General features: G+C 67.5%; 17 protein-coding genes. 9 read left to right on the forward strand and 8 right to left on the reverse strand.

What is annotated here, in order from left to right; genetic code table 11:
• Positions 1-17: 17 nt before the first annotated feature.
• Together ACYVKL_RS03200 and asnB are read right to left on the reverse strand one after the other, a co-directional pair.
• Complete coding sequence (locus ACYVKL_RS03200) at positions 18-1,412, reverse strand: DUF1254 domain-containing protein (RefSeq protein ID WP_379171304.1); 1,395 nt, start codon at positions 1,410-1,412, stop codon at positions 18-20.
• 72 nt (positions 1,413-1,484) lie between these two features.
• Positions 1,485-3,452: an asparagine synthase (glutamine-hydrolyzing) gene (gene asnB / locus ACYVKL_RS03205; protein ID WP_379171302.1), complete on the reverse strand. Its 1,968-nt coding sequence runs from the start codon at positions 3,450-3,452 to the stop codon at positions 1,485-1,487.
• Between the two features lie 436 nt (positions 3,453-3,888).
• Here asnB and ctaC point away from each other — a divergent pair, with 436 nt between their 5' ends.
• Together ctaC and ACYVKL_RS03215 are read left to right on the forward strand one after the other, a co-directional pair.
• Positions 3,889-4,887, forward strand: coding sequence for an aa3-type cytochrome oxidase subunit II (gene ctaC / locus ACYVKL_RS03210; RefSeq protein ID WP_379171495.1), 999 nt, complete (start codon positions 3,889-3,891; stop codon positions 4,885-4,887).
• Positions 4,888-4,899: 12 nt separating this feature from the next.
• The gene (locus ACYVKL_RS03215; protein WP_379171300.1) at positions 4,900-5,316 is read left to right on the forward strand and encodes a cytochrome c oxidase subunit 4; all 417 of its coding nucleotides are present in this window, start codon (positions 4,900-4,902) and stop codon (positions 5,314-5,316) included.
• 63 nt (positions 5,317-5,379) lie between these two features.
• Here ACYVKL_RS03215 and ACYVKL_RS03220 read toward each other — a convergent pair whose 3' ends face one another.
• Together ACYVKL_RS03220 and ACYVKL_RS03225 are read right to left on the reverse strand one after the other, a co-directional pair.
• Positions 5,380-6,195 (reverse strand): SDR family NAD(P)-dependent oxidoreductase, encoded by an 816-nt coding sequence (locus tag ACYVKL_RS03220; RefSeq protein ID WP_379171298.1) that lies wholly within the window; start codon positions 6,193-6,195, stop codon positions 5,380-5,382.
• Between the two features lie 143 nt (positions 6,196-6,338).
• Entirely contained in the window at positions 6,339-7,598 is a 1,260-nt protein-coding gene (locus ACYVKL_RS03225) for an FAD-binding oxidoreductase (protein WP_379171297.1), read from the reverse strand.
• Positions 7,599-7,719: 121 nt separating this feature from the next.
• Between ACYVKL_RS03225 and ACYVKL_RS03230 the strand changes: the two genes are divergently transcribed.
• From ACYVKL_RS03230 to ACYVKL_RS03245, 4 genes are all read left to right on the forward strand, one after another.
• On the forward strand, positions 7,720-8,850 hold the full coding sequence (locus tag ACYVKL_RS03230; protein WP_379171295.1) for a DUF1444 domain-containing protein: 1,131 nt from the start codon (positions 7,720-7,722) through the stop codon (positions 8,848-8,850).
• A gap of 124 nt (positions 8,851-8,974) precedes the next feature.
• A complete protein-coding gene (locus ACYVKL_RS03235) occupies positions 8,975-9,529 on the forward strand; it encodes an NADAR family protein (RefSeq protein WP_246598499.1) in 555 nt (184 codons plus the stop codon).
• A 50-nt stretch (positions 9,530-9,579) separates the two neighbouring features.
• A complete protein-coding gene (locus ACYVKL_RS03240; protein WP_379171293.1) occupies positions 9,580-10,122 on the forward strand; it encodes an NUDIX domain-containing protein in 543 nt (180 codons plus the stop codon).
• Positions 10,123-10,290: 168 nt separating this feature from the next.
• Positions 10,291-10,578 carry a hypothetical protein gene (locus tag ACYVKL_RS03245; RefSeq protein ID WP_379171292.1) on the forward strand — a complete coding sequence of 96 codons (288 nt, stop codon included), beginning with the start codon at positions 10,291-10,293 and terminating at the stop codon, positions 10,576-10,578.
• Positions 10,579-10,581: 3 nt separating this feature from the next.
• On the opposite strand, the gene ACYVKL_RS03250 is transcribed toward ACYVKL_RS03245, so the two are convergent.
• Positions 10,582-11,331, reverse strand: a complete 750-nt coding sequence (locus ACYVKL_RS03250; RefSeq protein ID WP_379171290.1) for an SDR family oxidoreductase — start codon at positions 11,329-11,331, stop codon at positions 10,582-10,584.
• Between the two features lie 84 nt (positions 11,332-11,415).
• On the opposite strand from ACYVKL_RS03250, the gene ACYVKL_RS03255 reads away from it, so the two are divergent.
• Positions 11,416-12,243 carry a helix-turn-helix transcriptional regulator gene (locus ACYVKL_RS03255; protein ID WP_379171287.1) on the forward strand — a complete coding sequence of 276 codons (828 nt, stop codon included), beginning with the start codon at positions 11,416-11,418 and terminating at the stop codon, positions 12,241-12,243.
• A gap of 19 nt (positions 12,244-12,262) precedes the next feature.
• Here ACYVKL_RS03255 and ACYVKL_RS03260 read toward each other — a convergent pair whose 3' ends face one another.
• Complete coding sequence (locus ACYVKL_RS03260; protein ID WP_379171285.1) at positions 12,263-12,556, reverse strand: helix-turn-helix domain-containing protein; 294 nt, start codon at positions 12,554-12,556, stop codon at positions 12,263-12,265.
• A 114-nt stretch (positions 12,557-12,670) separates the two neighbouring features.
• Positions 12,671-13,030, reverse strand: a complete 360-nt coding sequence (locus ACYVKL_RS03265) for a type II toxin-antitoxin system RelE/ParE family toxin (RefSeq protein ID WP_379171283.1) — start codon at positions 13,028-13,030, stop codon at positions 12,671-12,673.
• 176 nt (positions 13,031-13,206) lie between these two features.
• Here ACYVKL_RS03265 and ACYVKL_RS03270 point away from each other — a divergent pair, with 176 nt between their 5' ends.
• A complete protein-coding gene (locus ACYVKL_RS03270) occupies positions 13,207-14,379 on the forward strand; it encodes an FAD-dependent monooxygenase (RefSeq protein ID WP_379171281.1) in 1,173 nt (390 codons plus the stop codon).
• 48 nt (positions 14,380-14,427) lie between these two features.
• Here the strand turns inward: ACYVKL_RS03270 and ACYVKL_RS03275 are convergent, their stop codons facing one another.
• Positions 14,428-14,856 carry a nitroreductase family deazaflavin-dependent oxidoreductase gene (locus ACYVKL_RS03275; protein WP_379171493.1) on the reverse strand — a complete coding sequence of 143 codons (429 nt, stop codon included), beginning with the start codon at positions 14,854-14,856 and terminating at the stop codon, positions 14,428-14,430.
• Between the two features lie 233 nt (positions 14,857-15,089).
• On the opposite strand from ACYVKL_RS03275, the gene ACYVKL_RS03280 reads away from it, so the two are divergent.
• On the forward strand, positions 15,090-16,367 hold the full coding sequence (locus ACYVKL_RS03280) for an NADH:flavin oxidoreductase/NADH oxidase family protein (protein WP_379171279.1): 1,278 nt from the start codon (positions 15,090-15,092) through the stop codon (positions 16,365-16,367).
• The last annotated feature ends 56 nt before the right edge of the window (positions 16,368-16,423 follow it).

The following is a 16,423-nucleotide window of genomic DNA, read 5'->3' on the forward strand; positions in this document are numbered from 1 at the left end:
ACCACCGACGGGTTGGGTCAGGACACCTGCTCGAGCTTCGGGATCTCCCACTTCCCGTTCAGCACGGTGTCTTTCGGCGCGTACAGCCGCATGGTGAGCGAGAACGGTCCGGATTCCGGGATCGGCAGCCAGTGCCCGGCCGTCACCTCGGGCCCGGGATCGGTGTTCTGCACCGCGATCCGGACGGTGCCGTCGGCGGCCGGGGTGAGCGGGATCAGATGCCCCACCGAGTAGATGCCGGCCGGGTTCTGCACGAGATAGGACTGCGCGTCATAGGCGGTGAGTGACCAGAACGCCCCGACCGGGGGCAACGCGTTCTTCTCGAAGGTCACCCGGAATCGGCTGCCGCGCTCGGCATTCGCGTTCACCGTCGGGTACACCGCGTCCCTGGGCAGGTTCGCGCCCGGCCCCTCGACCGCGACCTGGGCGCGCAGTAGATAGTCGGTGCCGTAGGTGCCGACCTCGAGGTTGTAGCTCCAGCCGTTGATCTGCTGGGAGTGCGGGTCCCGGTACGCGGCGAGCCGGTCCTTGCCGGCGGCGATGGCGGCGGTGAGCGTGTTCGCGGGCGGGGTGGGCTTGCCGCCCGGCGTGACGCCGATGGTGGCGAATCGCTTCATGGCGTCGCTGTCGTCATCGTCGGGCGGGTTGAGTTCGATGAGAGCGCACATGCGGGCGAAGAAGGCGGGCCCGTCCATCCCGGCAACCATCTGGGCGGGCACTCCGCCGCCCGCGGCCTGCGCGCCCGGACCACCCTGCGCGGCACCGGAATTCCAGACGCTGAGCGGGGCCAGCTTCAGCTGCTGCTGGAGCGTGCGCGCATGCTCGACATCGCCGGCACCCTTGAATTCGATGCGGCCGAGCAGGCAGGTGGTGCCGGTGGGCATGGACAACCGGGTCATGCCGTCGGGGATGGTTCCCTTCCATCCGGGTCCGGTGACCAGGTAGGTGTACGGCGGGTGTGGGGGCGCGTTCTTGACGCGCGGATTGGTGCTGCTGGGGTCGTGCACGGTGTTGGTCCACGCGTCGAGGAACTGCATGACCCAGTAGCGACCGGCCTCGATCGGGGGCACCTGCAGCACCATCGGTTCGGGCCGCAGATTCAGCCAGGCCTGCGAGTACAGGGTGTCCGGGTTGAGTCCGACCACCTGCTTGGATTCGGAGGTCGGCGGGTTCTGGTGCACGAACTCGTTTGCCGGGCCGGCAGTTTCGCGGACGAGGTCCGACAGGACCAGCGGGTAGCCGAAGATGTAGGCGTCGGCGGCGATGTCCTGGGGATCGCCGGGCGCGGAGGTGCGGGTCGCGGTGGACCCGTTGTCCGATTTGGAACAGGCGGCCAGTCCGAAGGTCGCGGCGGCCGCCGCGACCGATCCGAGCATCCGACGGCGCGAGACCTGCGCGAAGGGGTCGCTCATGTCTGCACCGTACTGCCGCGGCTGCGGTGAACCCCGCAGCCGCGGTCGGTGTCGCGGCGGATCAGCCGTCGATCAGAGGTTGACCGGGTAGGTCGGCTCCTGGATCTCGGGCTTGATGCGGTTCTCGACGAAGATGCCGTGCCAGATCATGAACACGATCAGCGTCCACAGCCGGCGGCTGTGGTCGACCGGTCCGGTCCGGTGGGCGTCGAGCATGGCCAGGATGGCCTGCTTGTTCAGCAGGTGGTCGGTGCCCGAGTCGGTGATCTGGGCGCGCGCCCAGTCATACAGTTCGGGGCCGCGCAGCCAGTGCCGCAGCGGCACCGGGAAGCCCAGCTTGGCGCGGTTGAGCACGTGCGGCGGCACGATGTCGGTGAGCGACCGGCGCAGCGCGTATTTGGTGGTTTCCTTGGTGATCTTCTGCTCGAACGGGATCTTCTCCGCGACCTTGAACACCTCGGGGTCCAGGAACGGCACGCGCAGTTCCAGGGAGTTGGCCATGGTCATCTTGTCGGCCTTGACCAGGATGTCGCCGCGCAGCCAGGTGAACAGGTCCAGGTGCTGCATGCGGGCGACCGGATCCCAGTCGCGGCCCTGCATGGCGTAGATGGGGGCGGTGACGTCCTGATGCGTCCATTCGGGCCGGAATTCCCGCAGCACCGAACGCAACTGGGCGTCGTTGAAGCTGCGGGCGTTGCCGTAGTAGCGCTCTTCCAGGGTGAGCGAGCCGCGGTGCAGCAGGCTCTTGCCGCGGGTGCCTTCCGGAATCCGCTCCGACACCTTGCCGAGCAGCTTGCGCGCGCCCTTGGGCAGGTAGTCGAAGGGCTTGAGCGACAGCGGTTCCCGGTAGATGGTGTAGCCGCCGAACAGCTCGTCGGAGCCCTCGCCCGAGAGCACCACCTTGACGTGCTTGCGGGCTTCCTTGGCCACGAAGTACAGCGGCACCAGGGCCGGGTCCGCGACGGGTTCGTCGAGGTACCAGACGATTTCGGGGATGGAGGCCGCGTACTCCTCGGGGGAGACCATGCGGATGTAGTGCTTGGCGCCGATGGCGGCGGCGGTCTCGGCGGCCACGTCGGCCTCCGAGTAGCCCTGCCGTTCGAAGGCCGAGGTGAAGGTCAGCAGGTTCGGGTTGTGCCGGATGGCCAGCGCGGCGATGGCGGTGGAGTCGATGCCGCCGGAGAGGAACGCGCCGACGGTGACGTCCGCGCGCATGTGCTTGGCGACGGAGTCCTCGAGCGCCTCGGCGATCTCCTTGTAGCGCTTGGTCTCCGAGCCGGCCGCGAACTTCTGCACCCGGAACTGCGGGTTGAAGTAGCGGGTCACCCGCGGGGTCTCGCCGGGCTCGACCCAGGCGTAGCAGCCGGATTCGAGCCGGCGGATGTCCTTGTGCAGCGTCTCGGCCTCGGGCACGTACTGCAGCACGGTGTAGTGCTCGAGTGCGCGCGGGTCGAGCGCGTCGGTCAGCTCCAGCGCCGGCAGCAGGCCCAGCAGGCTCTTCTTCTCGCTGGAGAAGGCGGTGCCGCCCGCGCCGGTGGCGATGAACAGCGGCTTGATGCCGAACGGGTCGCGCGCCAGGAACAGCTTGTTCAGCTCGGTGTCCCAGATGGCGAAGGCGAACATGCCGCGCAGCCGGGCGGGGGCCTTGGCGCCCCAGTAGTGGAAGGCGGCCATGATGGCCTCGCCGTCGCCCTCGGTGCGGAACATCGGCTCATCGCCGTAGTCGGCGCCGTGCGCTTCCTTCAGTTCGGCGCGCAGTTCGAGGTAGTTGTAGATCTCGCCGTTGAAGGTCATGGCGTAGCGCTCGGGGTTCTCCGGCGGACCCCAGCGCAGCGGCTGGTGCGAGTGCTCGATATCGATGATCGACAGGCGGTTGAAGCCGAAGATCATGCGTTCGTCGTTCCAGGTGCCGCGCTCGTCCGGGCCACGATGGCGCTGGCAGTGCAGCGCCTCGTACACCTGTGCCGCGGTGGTCTCGACCGTCCGCCCATCCGGAGTAGTGCCCGTAGTTGCTGTCAGAAATCCGAGCAGACCACACACTGCGCCGAGAACCTCTTTCCGGGGTCGAAGGATTGGGGCGTACCCACACGGGCACGCTGCACGCGAAACCTACTGCCCGAGTATGCCGTACCCGTGCAGATCGCGCCGCCAGAGCCCGTATCCACTGCTTATGAGGTTTCCGGAGTGTCGGACAGGACCCCGTCGCAACAGGGGGGCTTTGTTGGTCTACGCTGCGTAGTACTTGGGAAACTCTCAGGGTCGGTGGTGCGTTCACGCGTACCCTGCTCTGAGCTCCCTGACTGTGCTGAATATGTGTCGCCCGGCGGAAGGGAGTCCGGGCGATACGGCTGTCGGAATGACGACCAGGAAGGCGTTGAGCGTGGCGCACAAGGCGAGCGAGGCGATAGGGGCACGACCCGCCCAGGGTCGGCGGGGCCGCATCCTTCGGCGGGCCGGGCTGGCGGTGTCCTTGGGGATGACCGCGATGCTCGTCTCCGGCTGCTCGATCGACAACGTTTGGCTTCGATTCGGCTGGCCTTCGGGCATCACGCCGCAGGCCACCCGGATGCGCGAGCTGTGGACCTGGTCCGTGCTCGCCGCCCTCGCGATGGGCGTGCTGGTGTGGGGCCTGACCTTCTGGACCATCGCGTTCCACCGCAAGAAGGCGGACTCCCCGGAGTTCCCGCGGCAGACCGGTTACAACGTGCCGCTGGAGCTGAGCTACACGGCGATCCCGTTCGTGATCATCGCGGTGCTGTTCTACTTCACCGTGGTCGTGCAGAACTACGTGCACGAGAAGGTCGAGAACCCGGACGTCGTGGTCGACGTGACGGCGTTCCAGTGGAACTGGAAGTTCGGCTACCAGAAGGTGGACCTGAAGGACGGCTCGGCCGTCTACAACGGTGTCGACACCGAGCGCCAGGACATGAACGAGGACATCAAGGATCGCTACAAGGAAGCGACCAAGGATGGCCACCCGCAGCCGGGCCCGAACAACGGCCTGCCCGCGAACGACATCTCGTACCTGCACTACGACAAGGTCGAGACCGTCGGCACCTCCAACGAGATCCCGGTGCTGGTGCTGCCCTCGGGCAAGAACATCGAGTTCCAGCTGGCCGCGGCCGACGTCATCCACTCGTTCTGGGTGCCGGAGTTCCTGTTCAAGCGCGACGTGATGCCGAACCCGAAGCAGAACAACTCGGACAACGTCTTCCAGATCACCAAGATCGAGAAGGAAGGCGCGTTCGTCGGCCGCTGCGCCGAGATGTGCGGCACCTTCCACTCGATGATGAACTTCGAGATCCGGGTCGTTTCGCCCGACGATTTCAAGAAGTACATGGACGCGCGGATCAAGGATCACAAGACCAACGGCGAGGCGCTCTCCGCGATCGGTCAGTCGCCGGTGGCGACCTCCACCAAGCCGTTCAACACCGACCGCAAGGCGCGCGGCAACGAGCTCGCCGACGCCAAGTGAGGATGAACTGACATGAAGGTCGAAGCTCGCATCTTCGAACTGCTCACGGTCTTCTTCGTGATCGTGGCAGTGATCTACGGCTACTTCACCGGCCAGTCGCGCACCGGCGTCGAGTGGGCGGGCACCACCGCCATCGTGCTGACCGGTGGTCTGGCGCTGATCGTGGCCACCTACTTCCGCTTCGTCGCCCGTCGTCTGGACCTGCGTCCCGAGGACTACGAGGAGGCCGAGATCGTGGACGGCGCCGGCGACCTGGGCTTCTTCTCGCCCGGCTCGTTCTGGCCCATCCTGCTGGCCGCCGCGGGTTCGGTCACCGCGCTGGGCCTGGCGTTCTTCCAGTTCTGGCTGATCGGCATCGGCGTGGTCTGCGTGCTGGCCGCCGTCGCGGGTCTGGTGTTCGAGTACCACCTCGGCCCGGAAAAGCACTGACGTAGAAGACAACACAGAGCGCCCCATCCGAATCCGGATGGGGCGCTTTGCTGTTCTGCCGGGTCAGATGCCCAGGGCGTGCTTGAGCCGGGTGGTGCGCGGTGACATCGACGCCAGACCCAGCAGGGTGCGCGGAAAGCGCGGCGGGAGCTGGTGGGGCCGGGTGCGGATCGCGGTCTCGATCCAGCGGGCGGCCTCGGCCGGATCCAGGGTCGCGTACTCGTGGTGCGCGCGGTCGCCGTTCACGGTGTTGAACACCGGGTACTGCACCGTGGACACGTGGATTCCGCGCGGGGACAGCTCCGCGTCCGCGCACTGGCCGAAGGTGGTCCAGGCGGCCTGGGCGCTGGCGTAGGAGGCGAAGTTCGGGGCCGCGCCCGTCTCGGCGCTCCAGGGGCCGACATTGACCACGTGTCCGGAGCCGCCCGCCAGCATCGCGGGCAGCAGTCCGAGGGTCAGGCGCAGCGGGCCGAAGTAGTAGGCGGCCATCATGCGCTGATAGTCGTGGAAGCGGTCCAGCGATTGCAGGACCGGGCGGCGGGTGGGGCGGCCGGTGTTGTTGACGAGGACGTCGATGGTGTCGAATTCGGTGAGCAGCCACTCGACCAGCTGGTCGACATCGCCGAGGGCGGAGATGTCGCAGCGGTACCAGTGGGCGCGGCCCCCGGCTTCGATGATGGTGGCGCATTCTTCGACCAGCTGAGAGCCGGTGCGCGCCACCAGGATCACCTCGGCGCCGTGAAATCCGAGTAGTCGAGCGGTTTCCCGGCCGATCTCGGCACAGGCGTCGGTGATGACTACGCGTTTGCCCGCGAGCGGGCGTTCGCCCTCGATATCGCCGGCGGTGCGGGGGCGGCGGGCAGCACGAAATTCGATCATGGGACAGGCAACCTTCATCCGAGGATTGAGCATGAACCATGCACCGATACCCCGCCGACAGTATCGATACCGCCGCCTCTCCCGGCTGCCAACCGATAGCTGATTTGCGCTACGCGATTGCTGGGTGAGCGGCGGAACACATTCTATTCGGTCGGGTCATAACGCCGGGCGCGTTCGGCGACACAGATCTCGTCGATTCCGGACACGATGTCCCGCAACAGTTCCGAGGGCAGCGCGGCCGGGCGCAACCGGCAGGTGAAGGTGATGAAGCCGTGGTCCTCGCCGTCGAGTTCACGCAGGTAGCGGGAGCGCACGCCGTAGGTCATGGCCGAGATGACGGTGAAGCAGCCGGTGCGCTCGCGGTGCCCGGCGAACAGGTCGTGCAGGCCGTGGAAGACCCGCGCGTAGTTCGACAGGGGCGCGAAAAGCGAGATGCGGTAGGCCGGTCCGCGCTCCGAGGAGCTGATAACGGTGTCGGCCAGGTACTCCGCGTCGCGCAGTGTCAGCACCTTCGGGGCGAACATGAGCGCGCCCGCGGCGGCATTGCGGACCGGCATGCCGGCGCGGCCGCCCGCCGAGGCGGCGATGGCGCCCAGCGACTTCCGGGCGCGCGCGCCGACCTCGCGGCGGGCGCGCAGCGACAGGTTGGGGGTGGTGGGGTGCAGGCTCGACCACTGGCCGAAGCGGACCGTGCCCAGCTGCACGGTGCCGGTGCCGACCGGGCGCGCGACCTTCAGCGGCGCGGTGTCGATCCAGCGGCCCACCTGCAGCATGGCATCACCGGGGGACTGGATCTCCCGGAAGGAGTGCTCCACCCAGGTGTCGAAGTCCAGGAAGCGATGCGCGTCGGTGGTGAGCCAGGTGCGGTCCTTGTCCACGCCGGTCACCTCGAGGGTGAGGGCGGTGATGATGCCGGTGCGGCCGCCGCCGCCCAGGATCTTGCGGAAGCGTTCCGCGTGGTGGGTGCGCCCGCAGGTGCCGAAACGCCCGTCCTGATCGACGTATTCGAGTTCGGCGACATTGTCGGCGAACATGCCGAAGCGATGCGAGGCCGCCGACAGCCCGCCCACGGCCGCGAAGCCGCCCGCGGTGATGTCGCGATGGTCGCCGACGATGGGCAGCCCGAGCCCGTGCGCGCCCAGGGTCCGGTCGATATCGGACAGTCGTGCCCCCGCCTGCACGCGCACAGTCCTGGCATCGGCGTCGACCACCTGGACCCGGTTCATCTTCCGCATGCTCAGTACGCTGCCCTGAACCGGCAGTCCGAACTCCTCGTCCGGACGTTCCCCACCCCGGATGATCAGCGGTTTCGTCGAACGACGTGAATCCCGAACGGTCCGAACCACATCCGCGGTGTCGCGGGGCAGAAACTCGTCGGGGTGGGTGGAGACGGGCGTGCTCATGGCGCTACAGCTAACCACAACCGCGCGAATTACGCTCGCGCGTAGAGTCCGGCCTATGAGTTTCCTGGGTGGGGTATTCGGGTCACCGCGAAATCGGTTCGGCAGGAAGATCTTGGAGCAGGTGCGGGGGTACGAGGCGGTGGAATTCGCGCAGTTCGACGCCGAGGGGTTCGAGATCGCGTATCGGCTGCGCAACGGGTACGCCGCGAAGCTGAACCTGGACACGCTGTATCGCCGCTTCGAGGGGAAGATCAGCGCCGAGGTGTTCGACGCCGTCGACAATCTGCTGCTGCCGCCCGATGCGCCCGCGGGCTGGGACGAGGTGTCGCCCAAGCTGCGCCCGGTACTGCGACGGGCCGGGTACGGGTCGGTGCAGGTGGCCGGTCGCAACGGCCGGGACCTGGTGCTCACCCGCCCGGCGTTGCCCTATCTGTCCGAACTCGTGGTGATCGACATGCCCAGCACCGTGCAATTCGTGACCCGGCAGGATCTTTCGCGCTGGGGCGTGGACGCCGAGCAGGTGTACACGGTCGCGCACGCCAATCTCACCGAGCTGGCCATGAACACCATGACCGCCTTCGATCCGCCGCAGGGCGTGCGGGTGCTGGACTTCGCCGACGACGACGGCGAGAACTACGTGGGGTCGCTGCCGCTGGTGGCGGGCTGGCTGGCGGGGGTGCGGGCCCGGACCGGCACCATCCCACTGCTTTTCCTGCCCGCGCATCTGGGCATGCTGGTAGTGCTGGGCGCGACGCCGGCGGCCATGCCGCAACTGCTGGCGCTGGCGGCCGAGCGGCACGAGGCGGCGCTGCGGCCGCTGTCGGCGGTGCCCTACACCGTGGACGACAACGGGGATCTGATGCCGTTCTCGGTCCCCGAGGATCATCCGGCGTACGGCGAGATCCGGCACGCCCAGGCGCAGCTGGCGGTCGGCGCGTATCGCGCCCAGACCGAGAAACTGCGCGCCGAGGAGGACCGGGAGGGCGCGATCATGGAACTGCTGCACGTGCGCGCACCCGACGGCAGCGAGTACACCATGACCTCCTGGACCGACGGCGCCACCAATCTGCTGCCCGCCGCCGACTTCATCTGCTTCGTCACCGGCGAGGGCGACGTCTTCCGCGTCGCGTGGGACGACGTGTCCGGGCTGGTGCCACTGGAACTCGCGGCCGAGTACGACCCGCCCCGCTTCCGCGTCCACGATCATCCGCCCGTCGAGGTCATGACCCGGCTGCGCGCGCTCGCCCGCTGATTCGCCCGGCGCGCAACGGTCGTGGCCGGTCGCGCCCGCGACACGCGTGCCACCGCCGCGGCGCGTCATCGGTGTGGCGCGATAACTTCACGACTGTGTCATCTGGTTCGGCTAGGGTCGCGGCGTGGACAGGGCGCAGCTGACAGCGGATATGGCGGCCGGAGCGAGACCGGAGTTCCTCTACTTCTGGGGGCACACCCGCACCCCCGGCCACGAGGTCGGCAAATGGGTGCTCAGCCAGTGGTGGCCGGTCGAATTCACCGTCGACGGCCAGTGCTACGCCAGCGCAGAACATTTCATGATGGCCGAGAAGGCGCGCCTGTTCGGCGACGAGCCGATGCGCACCCGCGTCCTCGCCGCCGACACCCCCGCCGACGCGAAACGCCTGGGCCGCGCCATCTCCGGCTTCGACCAGGACACTTGGGAAGCCCACCGCTTCGACATCGTCCTGCGCGGCAGCATCGCCAAATTCGGGCAACACGACGCCCTGCGCGACTTCCTGCTCGCCACCACCGAGAAGGTGCTGGTGGAAGCCGCTCCGCGCGACACCATCTGGGGCATCGGCCTGGGCGCGGAAAACCCGGCCGCCGCCGACCCCGCCCAATGGCGCGGCGAGAACCTGCTCGGCTTCGCCCTGATGGACGCCCGCGACGCGCTGAGTCCCGCCCGCCAGTTCTGACGCCGGCCGCACGTCGCCGATCCCGGTCGCGGGTGGGGGAGGATTGGGACATGGAGACGGTAAGCGGTCGTGAGGTGTATTCGAATCGGTGGATCACGCTGCGGGAGGATGTGGTTCGGCAGGCCGACGGGGAGGAGTCGATCTACGCCTTCATCCGGAAGGCGGACTTCGCGATCGTGATTCCGTGGGACGGGGAGCGGTTTCACCTGGTGGAGCAGTTCCGGTATCCGCTGCAGCGCAGGTGCTGGGAGTTTCCGGGTGGGGCGGTGGCGGGGGAGAGTGATCCGGTCGCGGTGGCGCGGCAGGAACTTCGCGAGGAGACGGGTCTGCGGGCAGGGCGTTTGACGGTGCTGGGGAAGGTGGCGCCGGCGCCGGCGACGAGTACGCATTACGGGACCGTGGTGCTGGCTACCGAGCTGACCGAGGGGCCGCACGAGCGGGAGCCGTCGGAGATGGACATGGAGTCGGGCTGGTTCAGCCGGAATCAGTTCGAGGACATGATCCGGGAGGGGGCGATCGTGGACGCGCAGAGCGTTGCCGCGTATTCGCTTCTGCTGCTGCACGAGAAGGCGAGCGGGCGTCCAGTCGGATAGACGGTTTGTTACGTTCAAAAGCGGAAGATCCGCTGAAAGTGGATCGCGGTACCCCTTGCGGCGTGATGCGAGCGGCGTTCAATGGTCGTCGCGGTCCACGCCCGCAAGGGCTGAGGGATGGGTCATGGATCGTATTGGTGCACTGCGTGATACGAAGAAGTGATCGATATGTTCGCAAGAATTCCCGCGGCCGCGCTGGTGGCCGGGCTGGTCGCGGCGCCGCTGGTGACGGGCCTGACCGCGGCCCAGGCCGCGCCGGCGCCGAGTACGGCGACCGCCATCGCCGCCGCCCACTACGACGACCAGGGTCAGGACCGCGACCACGACGGCGATCAGGGCGACGCCTGGTTCATCCACCACTGCAAGCAACGCCACGAATGGTGGCTGTCGCGCTGTCAGCGTGACCGCGGTGATATGTGGCACCGCGGCGATCCGCCGTCGACGGGCAGCTGGTAGCCCTCACCAGTCCAGCCGCGCGTACTGGTCGCTACCCCACACGTGACCCCAGAAGGTGCCGGTCGGTCCGTCGGCGGGCAGGGTGGCGAGGTGGACGCTGGGTTCCGCGCCCTGTTCGGGGGTGCGGAAGCCGCTGTGGCCGTTGAGGTCCGTCGCGGTGTAGCCGGGGTTGGCGGCGTTCACCTTGATCGGGGTGTCCCGCAGCTCCTGCGCGTACAGGACGGTCACCATGTTCACGGTGGTCTTGGACGCGGTGTAGGGGATGGCCGAGGGCATCTGCGACAGCGGGCTGTCCGGATTCGTGCGACCCGCGAGGGATCCGACTTCGCTGGACACGTTGACGATTCGGGCCGCCTCGGCGCGCCGCAGCAGCGGCAGCAGCGCGTTGGTGACCGCGACCAGGCCGAACACATTGGTGTCGTACACGTGGCGCAATGTGGCCAGGGTGCCTGAAGACGCCTTGCCGTCGCCTTCCAGGCCGCCGGTGATGGCCGCGTTGTTGACCAGGACGTCGAGCGCCCCGAAGTCCGCCTCGATCCGGGCGGCGGCGCGGGCCACGGATTCCTCGTCGGCGACGTCGATCTGGATGAAGTGCGCGTCCGCGCCCTCGGCCCGCAGTTTGTCGGTGGCGGCCTGCCCGAGTTCCGGGTCGCGCGCGCCGATCAGGACGGTCATGCCGCGCGCGGCCAGCTGCCGGGCGGTCTCGTATCCGATGCCCTTGTTGGCTCCGGTGATGAATGCCTTTTTGCTCATGTGAAAAGCATCCCGCGGCACCGGTTTTCGCGGGAGGACCTGTTTGTACCACCCAGGATCGGAATACCGGCCCACACTGGACTCATGGCTGACAGAACCGAACTCGCGGCCTTCCTCAAGGCTCGGCGTAACCGGCTGACACCCGCCGACGTCGGTCTGCCGCAGGGCCTCAACCGTCGGGCACCCGGTCTGCGCCGGCAGGAGGTGGCGCAGCTGGCGGGGATCTCGGTGGACTACTACATCCGTATGGAGCAGGCGCGCGGCGCGAAACCGTCGCGGCAGGTGCTGGCCGCGCTGGCGCGGGCGCTCATGCTCACCGTCGACGAACGTGAATACCTGTTCCGGATCACGGGCGAGTCGCCGCCGGTGGTGGCGGGCCCGAACAAGACCGTGCCGCAGGCGGTCCGGACCATTCTCGACGCGCTGGCCGCCCCGGCCTACGTGGTCGACGCGACCTACGAGGTGCTCGCCTGGAACCGGGCGGCTACCCCCTTCGTCGGCGATCTCGACACCGTGCCCGGCCACGAGCGCAACATGATCCGCTGGATGTTCCGCGAGGCTGTCGACCACCCGCAATGGTCCGACGGCGACACCCGCGACTTCGCCCGTGCCCTCATCGCGGACCTCCGCGCCGCCTACGCCCGCTACCCCGGCCACCCGTCGCTGTCCGAACTGGTCACCGAATTGCTCGGCACCTCACCTCGTTTCGCCGGCATGTGGGCCGCCCACGACGTCCAGGTCCGCCGCACCCACCGCAAACGCATCCGCCACCCCGAACTCGGCCCCCTCGACTTCCAATGCCAGGTCCTGCACATCTCCGACACCGACCAGCGCGTGATCGTCTACTGCGCGACCCCGCACACCCGCACCGCGAGCGTCTTCCAGTCCCTGGCCGCGGCCACCGACCGCTGAGGGATTGTCGGAGATCCGTTCAGGCCGCCTCGAACCCGACGGTCAAGTGCGCGTCGAGCGCTGCGGCGAGGCGGTCCAAGGTTTGGAGGGTCGGGATGCCGTCGCCGGCTTCGAACCGGCTGATGGCGTTCTGCTTCATCCCGGCGCGGCTGGCTAGTTCGGCCTGAGTCCAGCCGCGCGCTTCGCGCACCTCCCGCACCTGCTTGCCCAATTCGTAGGCGAGTTTTGCGGCACGGAACGCGGCCTGATACTCCGGCGTCTCACGAACTTCCGCACTGTGGCGGTCGAACTCCTCCTGGGTCATCTTCGCCATGGTCGATTCCTCCTGTGTGGGGCAGATCCCTCTCCTGCGGTGGTGGTGGCACCCAAGGGAGGGTTGGATCTATTCGGTTGTTCCGTCGTGCGGCCACGCGGAGTGTTAGGGCCACTACAACGTGAATACGTTGTGGTAGGTCCTGTCATGGTCGGTCTCGCACACCTTCTTGGCGAGCTTGGCGCGGTCCACTTCTCTGATTTCTCGCTGTCGTGTCTTGGTGAACACCGTGAGAAGGATGGCGAGCGGGCCGCCGGGGAGCCAGTAGGTGATCCGGACGGCTGCCCCGTTGGAGATGGTGAAACGTAGTTCACGCACTCCATCGCCCAGATATTTGCTGTAGGGCTCCGATAGCGTCGTTCCGAACTCTGCCAGCAGAGATGCCGCGAAATCTGCGTGGGCGCGGTCTGTTGGATTCAGGTGGACGAGAAAATCGACCACTTCAGGTTCGGCGATGAGCTCGAACAGGGGCACGATTATAGATTATCACGCAGACGTGATAATCCGTGCTTGCTGTGCCGCCGCCACCGACCGCTGAAAGGTTGCCAACAATCGTTGGCCAACAACTGTTGACATGGCTCCGACCGGGTCGTATCGTCTAATTCAACAGACGTTGGCCAACAAGTGTTGGCAGAGCCTCAGGAGTCGTCATGAACACCGTCCCCGCCACCGCCTCGGTCGTCATCGTGGGTGCCGGTCCCGCCGGTATGACGGCGGGCATCGTGCTCGCCGACGCGGGTGTGAACGTGGTGCTGCTCGATCGGCTGGCCGAGGGTGCGAACACCTCGCGGGCCGTGGTGGTGCACGCCTGCACGCTGGAGGTGCTCGAAGACCTCGATGTCACCCCGACGCTGTTGGAGCGGGGAATCGTGGTGCCGCACTTCGTGATGCGTGACGGCGACCGAGCGCTGGCTCGCGTCTCCTTCGAGGGGCTGCCCACGAAATACCCCTACACCGTGATGATCGGTCAGGAATCTACCGAAGCGATCCTGTTGGCGCGCCTGGAGAAGACAGGGGCACAGGTGGTCCGCCACGCCGAGGTCACCGGGCTCACCCAGGATGCCGACGGGGTCACCGTCGACTACACCGACGCCGACGGGAATTCGAATTCCCTGCGTGCGGACTGGGTCATCGGCGCGGACGGCATGCACAGCAAGGTGCGCGACGCCGCCGGGATCGGCTTCACCGGCGCCACCTACCCGGAGTCGTTCGTCCTCGCCGACGTCCGGATGACCTGGCCGGACCCGCGCGACGAGGTCTCCCTGCAACTCTCGCCCGAGGGCGTCACGGTGTTCGCGCCGCTGCCGGACGCGCAGCCCAACCGCTTCCGCATCGTCGCCACCGTCGCCGAAGCCCCCGAACACCAGGACCTCGCCTACGTGCAGGCCCTGGTCGACGCCCGCCGCCCCGGCGCGCACGCGAAGATCGAGGAGATCATCTGGAGCTCGCGCTTCCGCGTCCACCACCGCGTCGCCGACCACTACCGCGCGGGCCGCATCCTGCTCGCGGGCGACGCCGCCCACGTCCACAGCCCGGCCGGCGGCCAGGGCATGAACACCGGCATCCAGGACGCCGTAGTCCTCGGCCGCCTGCTGGCTGCCGTCGTCGCCGGGGCTCCCCAGGCGATCCTCGACGACTACGAGAAGACCCGCCGCCCTGTGGCTCTCGGCGTCGTCGCCTTCACCGACCGCGTCACCCGCATGGCCACCCTGCGCGCCCTGCCCGCCCGCCTGGTCCGCAACCTGGTGATCAGCAACCTGACCCGCATCCCCGCCGTCCGCAACAAGCTGGCCTACCAGCTCTCGGAACTCGCCAACCGCTGACTCCGGCAGCCTGATTCGGCCCGCACCCGCTGGGTGCGGGCCGTCTTCTCAGTTCTTCAGCTCGCAGATCACCACGGGAATCTCGCGCGTGGTCCGCTTCTGGTAGTTCGCATAGCCCTGGTACGCGGCCGTGATCTGCGGCCACAGCACCGCTCGCTCCTCGGGACTTGCGGTGTGCGCGTGTATTTTTCGCCGACGGCCGTAGATCACTAGCTCGGCGTCGGGATCCGCCTGCAGGTTGCGATACCAGTCGGGGTTTCGGTCGTCGCCACCCTTCGACGCGACGAGCACGACCCGATCGGCGTCGTGTACCGGAGCGGTCAGATAGCACGATCGCGGCAGTCCCGATTTTCTTCCGGTCGTATGCAATTCGATCACCGGCATTCCGAATGGATTGGCCAGCAGCCTGTTTCCGCTCACGGTCAGGACCACCCGGTGTGCGAGGTTCATCAGCTTGGCCCCGCCGTCTTTCAGCATGTTCTTGTCCAACGCCTGCCCCTTGTTCGAATGCATCGAAGCCTTCCGCGACGACCGCCACGGTCGAGTTAGCGGCGTCAACATTATCCAGACATGTGAGCAGCGTCAACATAGTCTGATGTCCACGTGTGCGGATCCTCACCCGGTGTTGACACTGCTTACATGAGCTCCCTAATGTTAGCGGCGTACACATTATGTATGCACCGCAAACATTGATGCTCGAGAGGATCGTCATGGTCAGCGATACATCGGATGGGCTGTTCAGCCCGGTCCAGCTACGGTCCGGACAGGTACTGCGCAACAGAATCGCGAAAGCGGCCATGGAAGAAGGCATGGCGGGTCGCGCACAGCTACCCGACGCGCGCCTGATCGCGCTGTATCGCCGCTGGGGCGCCGGCGGCGCCGGCCTGCTGATCACCGGGAATGTGATGGTGCACGCCGAGGCCCTGACCGGGCCGGGCGGCATCGTCCTGGACGCCGACTCGCCATTGGAACCGTTCCGGGCATGGGCGCAGGCCGGCAAGGCGGCGGGCGCGGCGATGTGGATGCAGATCAGCCACCCCGGCCGCCAGGTGCAGGCCAACATGCCCGGAGTCGTATGGGGCCCTTCGGATATCGCGGTCGATGTGGGCCGCCACTCCAAGCGGTTCGGCAAGCCGGTCGCGATGACCACCCAGCAGATCGAGGCCACCATCGAGCGTTTCGCCACGACCGCGCGGCGGGCGGAGGAGGCCGGATTCGACGGGGTCGAGGTGCACGCCGCGCACGGATATCTGTTGTCGCAGTTCTTGTCTCCGCTGGTCAACAATCGCACCGACGAGTGGGGCGGCTCACTCGAGAATCGCGCGCGGCTGTTGCTCGAGATCGTGCGCACGATCCGTGCCGCGGTGTCACCGAGTTTCGCGGTCGCGGTGAAGTTGAATTCGGCGGACTTCCAGCGCGGCGGCTTCGACGCCGACGACGCGCATCGGGTGATCGCCATGCTCGCCTCGCTCGGCGTCGACCTCGTCGAGGTGTCCGGTGGCAGCTACGAGAGCCCGGCCATGTCCGGCCGCCCCGCCGACGGTCGCACCGCCGCGCGCGAGGCCTACTTCCTCGAGTTGGCCGCGGAGTTGGCCAAGACCAGCGCGATCCCGTTGATGCTGACCGGTGGGATCACCCGCAGCGAGACCGCGGATCAGGTGCTGGCCAACAATGTGGCGGTGATCGGGATGGCGACCGCGCTCGCGGTCACCCCTGACCTGCCCAACCGCTGGCGGGAGGGGCTGGGAGCCGCGGGAACCTTGACTCCGGTGACCTGGTCGGACAAGTCACTGGCCGCCGCCACCGAGATGGCACAGGTTCGTTTCCAGATGCGCCGGATGGCCGCCCGCCGCAATCCCGCGCTCGGCGTCAGTCCGGCGCGCGCGTTGATCGCCGACCAGATCGTGCAGCGTCGCGCGCTGCGCCGCTACACGCGCTGGCTCACCCTGCGACAGCGCGACCGGGGGCGGGTGCCGGTGTCGGCCTGACATCTCGATCGAAGACGCGTTCACGCACCGCCGCAAGACATTCGAGTAAGGAAACC

It is taken from the genome of Nocardia tengchongensis, assembly GCF_054781395.1.